Origin of the sequence: Mycobacterium sp., assembly GCF_032159565.1 — a bacterium.
GTDB lineage: Bacteria > Actinomycetota > Actinomycetes > Mycobacteriales > Mycobacteriaceae > Mycobacterium.
Genome location: NZ_JAVHWR010000106.1, coordinates 24005 through 30975, shown reverse-complemented (window position 1 = coordinate 30975; position 6971 = coordinate 24005). Strand labels below are relative to the sequence as shown.

The following is a 6971-nucleotide window of genomic DNA, read 5'->3' as shown; positions in this document are numbered from 1 at the left end:
ACGACGGTTAGGCGACCCCGTGGTGGTCGCGGCGCCGGTGGGTACTAAACTAGAACACGTTTCAGTTCGCCCACTGCTTAGGAGCCGGCATGCACACGGCCATCTGCGACGACCTCGGCATCGAGTTTCCGATCTTCGCCTTCACCCATTGCCGTGACGTGGTCGTCGCGGTGAGCAAGGCGGGCGGCTTCGGCGTGCTCGGTGCGGTCGGCTTCACACCCGAGCAACTCGAGATCGAACTCAAGTGGATCGACGAGAACATCGGCGACCATCCCTACGGCGTCGACATCGTCATTCCGAACAAGTACGAGGGCATGGATTCGGCCGATCTGTCGCCCGAGGTACTCAAGAAGCAACTGAACGCACTCGTGCCGGACGAGCACCTGGACTTCGCGCGCAAGATTCTGGCGGACCACGGCGTGCCGGTCGATCACAGTGACGATGACGCGCTGCAACTCCTCGGCTGGACCGAGGCCACCGCGACGCCGCAGGTCGAGGTGGCGCTGAAGCATCCGAAGGTGACCTTGATCGCGAACGCCCTCGGCACGCCGCCGCCCGACATGATCAAGCACATTCACGACGAAGGACGCAAGGTCGCCGCGCTGTGCGGATCGCCGTCGCAGGCGCGCAAGCACGCCGATGCGGGCGTCGACATCATCATCGCCCAGGGGGGCGAGGCGGGCGGACACTGCGGCGAGGTCGGCTCGATCGTGTTGTGGCCGCAGGTCGTCAAGGAGGTCGCGCCGATCCCGGTGCTGGCCGCGGGCGGCATCGGCAGCGGCCAGCAGATCGCCGCCGCACTGGCGCTCGGCGCGCAGGGCGCGTGGACGGGTTCGCAGTGGGTGATGGTCGAGGAGTCGGAGCACACGCCCGTGCAGCACGCCGCGTACGCGAAGGCAAGCAGCCGCGACACGGTCCGCAGCCGGTCGTTCACCGGTAAGCCGGCCCGGATGCTGCGCAACGACTGGACCGAGGCCTGGGAGGATCCGGACAATCCGACGCCCCTCGGTATGCCGTTGCAGTACATGGTGTCCGGCATGGCGGTCGCGGCGACGCACAAGTATCCCAACGAGAGCGTCGACGTGGCTTTCAACCCGGTCGGCCAGGTCGTCGGTCAGTTCAACAAGGTGGAGAAGACCTCGGTCGTCATCGAGCGCTGGGTGCAGGAGTACCTCGAGGCGACGAACCGGCTCGACGAACTCAACGAGGCCGCCAGCCTCTGACCTACGGCGTCGGCGCCTCCGGTGCCGGTGCGGGCGCGGGTCCGGGTAACACCGGCCCAGGCGCTGGAGCGCCGGGCATCGGCGCGTCCGGTGCCTGCGCATCAGGTGGTGGCGCATCGGGCAGCGGTGCCTGCGGGCCGGCGGGTAGTCCGTTCGTCGGCATGGCGTTGGGGTCCAGCGGGCGCTGAGTCAACAGAAGAATCGCATCCTTGCCGCTGATGTCCTGGGTCTGGACCGCGTGCCAAAGGTCGCGCAGGTACGACGTTCCTCTGCGCTGCTGCGGATCAACCGGGACATCGGAGGTGCCCGGAGGCAGGTTCTCTGGGCTCGAGAGATGCGGAACCTCCGCAGGCGGCGGCGCGGGCAGCGCGGGATCGCTCGCCGCGGCTTGAGTGGTGATCGACTGATCGGCGGGCCCCGGTAACGGCGGCGGCCCTGCATCGGGATCGGCGTGCGCGAGGGGCATTGCAAGCGTCAACGCTGCGAACGCCCCGAGCGCGCCACCGGTCACGGACAGCGACCACACCTTGTCGGATACCTTGTCGGATCTCTTCACCGATGCCCCCTTCGCTTTGTCACGGTGCTATTGGGTGCTTCAGCATTGGTACACCGATTGTTACACCTGTGCAATCTGTGACCAAGGGGTCAGTTATGGCGAACCGGCCAGAACACGTTTCACTTGAGAGTTTTCCCGTAGTTTCGAGAACCCCTTCACCCGGTCCGATCTGTGGTGTAGCAATGCCATACGGGCACTAGACAACGTCGTATGAGGAGTCCAATCGATGGCATCTCCGAACCTCCCGGCCGGGTTCGACTTCCTTGACCCAGACATGTACGCAGAACGGCTGCCGATCGACGAACTGGCGCACATGCGCAAGGTGGCTCCGATCTGGTGGCAGGAACAGGAGAAGGGCAACCTGGCTTTCGGCGACACCGGCTGCTGGGTGGTGACCAAGCACAAGGATGTCAAGGAGGTGTCCCGGCGCAGCGACGTGTTCTCCAGCAATAAGAAGACCGCATTGCCGCGGTACCGCGACGAGGCTGATCCTGCGTCGCTGGAGGCTGGCAAGGTCGTGCTGCTCAACCAGGACGCCCCGCACCACACCCACCTGCGCAAGATCATCTCGCGCGCGTTCACACCGCGGGCCATCGAGTCACTTCGCGACGAGCTCCGTGAACGGGCGGGCGACATCGTCAAGCGGGCGGCGGCCGAGGGATCCGGTGATTTCGTCGAGCAGGTGTCGTGCGAGCTTCCGCTGCAGGCGATCGCCGGGTTGATGGGTGTGCCACAGGAAGACCGCATGAAGCTGTTCGAATGGTCGAACCAGATGGTCGGCGACCAGGATCCGGAGTACGGCAGAAACGACCCGACGGCAGCATCGGTCGAACTGATCATGTACGGCATGCAGATGGCGGCCGACCGGACTAAGAACCCCGCCGAGGACCTCGTCACCAGGCTGGTGCATGCCGATGTCGAGGGCCACAAGCTCACCGACGACGAGTTCGGCTTCTTCGTGATCCTGCTGGCGGTGGCGGGCAACGAGACCACCCGCAACTCGATCACCCAGGGCATGATGGCGTTCACCGAATTCCCGGACCAGTGGGAGCTTTTCAAGCGAGAGCGGCCCGCGACCGCGGCGGACGAAATTGTCCGTTGGGCGACGCCGGTCACCTCCTTCCAGCGCACCGCCCTCGAGGACACCGAGTTGGGCGGCGTCCAGATCAAAAAGGACGACCGGGTGGTGATCTTCTACCGTTCGGCCAACTTCGACGAAGACGTCTTCGACGATCCCTTCGCCTTCAACGTGCTGCGAGATCCCAACCCGCACGTCGGGTTTGGCGGCACCGGTGCGCACTACTGCATCGGCGCGAATCTGGCGCGAATGACGATCGATCTGATCTTCAACGCGATCGCCGACGAAATGCCCAATCTGACGCCGTTATCCAAGCCTGAGCGGCTTCGGTCGGGATGGCTCAACGGCATCAAGCACTGGCAGGTCGACTACACCGGGAAGACGGCTGTCGCGACGTAGCCGCCGGGTAGTCAATGATCGTGCGCCAGTAGTCCTCGGGGATCTCCTCCCCCGACCGCAAGACGATCGCGAGCCCGGTCGCCATTGCGATGCCGAGCAGGCCCAGCCACAGCCCCGCGAGGGCGATCACCGCCCACAGGATCGCGGTGAGCGTGGGCCAGGGCGAGAGCACCGCGAGCACCGGCGCGAAGAAGAAGCCGGTGCCGATGTACCAGGACGAACCCGCTCGGTCGCACTTGAGCACGACCCGCAGCCACCGTGGAATCGCCGAGTGTGCGTGATGTCGGTCCGTCATCTCGGCTTTCCTTTCGCCCGACTTCACGGTGCCCGCTGCAGGTAGCGGATGCAATTACCTCCGAGGTGGCAGAAGGCAGCTGGTCTGACCACTTGACCTCTGGCCTTTGATCGGTCAGGGTGGCTCCATGGCCCTAAAACCGGTGAACCGGCGTTCGGTGCCCGAGGACGTCTTCGAGCAGATCCTCGCCGACGTGCTCAGCGGCGAGATGCAGCCAGGAGAGACCTTGCCCAGCGAGCGCCGCCTCGCCGAAGTGCTCGGAGTGTCCCGTCCCGCCGTGCGGGAGGCGCTCAAACGGGTATCGGCCGCCGGTCTGGTTGAGGTGCGCCAAGGGGACGCGACCACGGTGCGTGACTTCCGCAGGCACGCCGGCCTCGACCTACTCCCCCGGCTGCTGCTCCGCGGAGGCGAACTCGACCTCGCGGTCGTTCGCAGCATCTTGGAGGCGCGATTGCACAACGGACCGAAAGCCGCCGAACTCGCCGCCGTGCGGCGCCGACCCGGCTTGGCCGCGCTCCTCGACGAGACCATCGGCAGCCTGGAATCCGAGACGGACGCCGTCGAGCAGCAACGCCACGCGCTGACGTTCTGGGATCACGTCGTCGACGGAGCAGATTCCATCGTCTTCCGGCTGATGTACAACACGCTTCGGGCCACCTACGAGCCCGCGCTGCCTGCTCTCGCCGCCGTGATGGCCGCGGAGGTCGGCCGCCCGCAGGCCTACCGGGAACTCGCCGCCGCGATCGCCGCAGGCGACCCCGACGCCGCCAGAAAGGCGGCGACGGATCTACTCGAACCCGCCACCGCAGCGATGCTCGCGGTGATCAGCAGTCTGGAGAAACACCGATGACCGTCTCCACTGTGCGCGCGGCCCGCAACGGATTCACTCTGCGCGATGCACGGCGCGAGTTCTGGAAGCACCCTTCGCCCTGGGTGATCGGCACCGCGCTGGTCGCTGCGCTGACTGCACGCATCGTGGCCGGCGACTGGCAGACATCCGACGCACTGGTACCGGTTGCGATGCTCGCCCTCTTCCCATTCTTCGAATGGCTTGTCCACGTGTTCATTCTGCACTGGCGGCCGAAGCGCATCGGTCGGCTGACCATCGACCCGCTGCTTGCGCGCGAACACCGGCGCCACCACATCGATCCCCGAAACGTTCCGCTGACCTTCATACCGTGGAAGGCTCTGCTCTGGGCGACACCCCTCGCTGTGGCCGTTGCGCTGCTTGGTTTTCCGCGAGTTGGGCTCGGGCTGACTGGTCTGATGTTCATCATGGCGCTCGGCCTGGGATACGAGTGGACCCATTACCTTGTGCACAGCGATTACAAACCGAGACCTGGCTTCTATCGAGCGATCTGGCGCAACCACCGACAGCACCACTTCAAGAACGAGCACTACTGGTTCACCGTCACCAGCTCCGGCACCGCCGACCGGGTGTTGGGCACCTACCCCGACCCCACCGTTGTCGAGACGTCGCCGACCGCCAAAAACCCGCACGCGATTGAGGCTTAACCGACCGGGGGCGAACCTGCTCGCCTAGGCCTGCCGACAACTGAGATCGCATATCCCAGCACGAGGATGAACACCGCGAGTAGGCCGATGTTCGTGACAACAACGGCCATTCCGACGGAGTCGGGGTCAAGGAAGTAATACGGAGCACGCCGCCCCGCCCTGTTGAGCACCAGCAACGCGAGCACAACGTAGGCCGCCGGATAGATCAGCCACACCAGCGGCTGCCACCAGCGGACGCTGCGCTGACCGCGTCCGACCACCAGCCAGTCCATGGTCACGAGGGCCGGAACGACGATGTGCAACAAGACGTTGGCCGGGGTGTACCCCATGCTGTAGTCGGTCAGCAGCAGGTTCCAGATGATCCCGGCTAGAACGACATAGAGGACCACGGCCCCGCGAACGGCGCCCCGGTCATCTGCCCGCGCCGAGACCAGACTCCACGAATAGTACGTCGCGGCAAGCACATTGGCCTGATAGGTGAAGGTGATCAGCCGCCAGAGCACGCCGGATCGTGACGTTGTCTCGACGGAGATCAGCGCGATCACCACCGCCGCGACGATCAGGACGCGTAGCAGGACCCGCACAAAGTCATTATCCGGCCGGTGGCGGGGGCGCATCCGCGGGCGGCGGCACCAGCGGCGGATCCTGAGGTGGCGCCACGTCGACCGGCGCCTGGGCCGGTTGGTCCGGTTTGCCGATATTTGAGAGTCTGTCTCGGATCCGTCCCAGGAATCCCCCACTCTGCTCCGGCACCGGCGTCACCGGTGCGGGCACGAGACCCGGGGCCGGGTCGGTGACACCTGGGGGAAGCGGCTGGCCATTGGGGGCAAGCGGACCCTGCGGAAGCGATCCGTCGGCCGGTGCCAGCGGATCGGGAGCCGGGGCCTCCGGCGCCAGTGGATCGGCGATTGGGACCGGTTCGACGTCGTATACGGGCGGCGGTGGGGGTTCAGCGGGCGGAGGCGGCGGAGGCAGTGCCGCCTCGATTGTCGGCGAGGCGGCAGGAGCCGGCTGCACAGCCTTCACCGCGGCAGCCGCCGGCGGCTTCTCGGCCGGTTTCGCGCTCTCTTGAGAGGACAGATGCAGACCGATCGCCAGAGATCCCGAAACCACGAAGGTCACCACGCCGACACCCAGCATGGCGCCGGCGGCCCCGATGCGCGGGAATGGGGCCGTCCGCCGAGGTCTTGTCTGGTCTGATTCGTCGCCGGCTTGGTCCACGAAGTAATCGGGTCCGTGGGTCGACGCAATGGCCGCGCCGCGGGCAAGTGCCAGCTGAGCCTCGGCAGGGACGAAGACCGGCACCGCCAGCACCTCTTCGAGATGCGGGGTAATCGCTTCGAGGTCGCTGGCCGACCCGACCAACACCAAGGCCTCCGGTTGCCACTCGGCCTGGGCGAAGATCGCGCTCAGCCACCGGGCGAGATCCTCGTCGGTGCTGACGGCGTGATTGACCGCCGTCTGCACGGCGCCGTCGGCCGTGTCGACCACAAGCACGACGACGGCATCGGGTTCGATGACACACACGGCGGTGATCTCGTGACCGATGACTCCTGCGATTCCGCGGGCCAACGCCTCGGTGGCCTGGGGCAGTCGCACCGCGACGACGTTGTCGAAGCCCGACTCCGACAACGACTCCAGGAGAAGCGAAGCTTCGGTGTCGGCGTCCTCACTCCACGTGACCCCGATCGAATGAAGCCGGTGACCGCGTGCCGCGGCGATCGCCTCGGTCCGCATCACGGCGGCCGCAGCCTTCTCGGAAGTGTTCACGGCGCTGACAAGGCCCCGGTCGTGAACCGCGAACTCGTCCTTGTCCATGGTGGCGCCGTCAGCGTCTTGGCCTTCGACGAGAACGAGCCCCACGGTGGTCGGCGTCATGGACAGTCCGAGCACCGCGTCCATCCG

At 66.1% G+C, this 6971-nt stretch carries 8 protein-coding genes; 4 read left to right on the top strand and 4 right to left on the bottom strand.

Annotated elements, in window-relative coordinates; translation table 11 throughout:
* Positions 1-89: 89 nt before the first annotated feature.
* Positions 90-1223, top strand: coding sequence for a nitronate monooxygenase (locus QOC76_RS13185; RefSeq protein WP_526357280.1), 1134 nt, complete (start codon positions 90-92; stop codon positions 1221-1223).
* Between the two features lies 1 nt (position 1224).
* Here QOC76_RS13185 and QOC76_RS13180 read toward each other — a convergent pair whose 3' ends face one another.
* Complete coding sequence (locus QOC76_RS13180; protein ID WP_526357279.1) at positions 1225-1779, bottom strand: hypothetical protein; 555 nt, start codon at positions 1777-1779, stop codon at positions 1225-1227.
* 226 nt (positions 1780-2005) lie between these two features.
* On the opposite strand from QOC76_RS13180, the gene QOC76_RS13175 reads away from it, so the two are divergent.
* A complete protein-coding gene (locus QOC76_RS13175; protein WP_526357278.1) occupies positions 2006-3256 on the top strand; it encodes a cytochrome P450 in 1251 nt (416 codons plus the stop codon).
* Here the strand turns inward: QOC76_RS13175 and QOC76_RS13170 are convergent.
* Complete coding sequence (locus tag QOC76_RS13170) at positions 3207-3551, bottom strand: hypothetical protein (protein ID WP_526357277.1); 345 nt, start codon at positions 3549-3551, stop codon at positions 3207-3209. The two genes, QOC76_RS13175 and QOC76_RS13170, sit on opposite strands and share 50 nt — an antisense overlap.
* 127 nt (positions 3552-3678) lie before the next feature.
* Here QOC76_RS13170 and QOC76_RS13165 point away from each other — a divergent pair, with 127 nt between their 5' ends.
* On the top strand, positions 3679-4401 hold the full coding sequence (locus QOC76_RS13165; RefSeq protein ID WP_526357276.1) for a FadR/GntR family transcriptional regulator: 723 nt from the start codon (positions 3679-3681) through the stop codon (positions 4399-4401).
* Positions 4398-5066: a sterol desaturase family protein gene (locus QOC76_RS13160; RefSeq protein WP_526357275.1), complete on the top strand. Its 669-nt coding sequence runs from the start codon at positions 4398-4400 to the stop codon at positions 5064-5066. The genes QOC76_RS13165 and QOC76_RS13160 overlap by 4 nt, the downstream gene beginning before the upstream one ends.
* On the opposite strand, the gene QOC76_RS13155 is transcribed toward QOC76_RS13160, so the two are convergent.
* Both QOC76_RS13155 and QOC76_RS13150 read right to left on the bottom strand, forming a co-directional pair.
* Complete coding sequence (locus QOC76_RS13155) at positions 5063-5683, bottom strand: Pr6Pr family membrane protein (RefSeq protein WP_526357274.1); 621 nt, start codon at positions 5681-5683, stop codon at positions 5063-5065. The two genes, QOC76_RS13160 and QOC76_RS13155, sit on opposite strands and share 4 nt — an antisense overlap.
* Complete coding sequence (locus QOC76_RS13150) at positions 5658-6968, bottom strand: DUF7159 family protein (protein ID WP_526357273.1); 1311 nt, start codon at positions 6966-6968, stop codon at positions 5658-5660. The genes QOC76_RS13155 and QOC76_RS13150 overlap by 26 nt, the downstream gene beginning before the upstream one ends.
* Between the last annotated feature and the right edge of the window lie 3 nt (positions 6969-6971).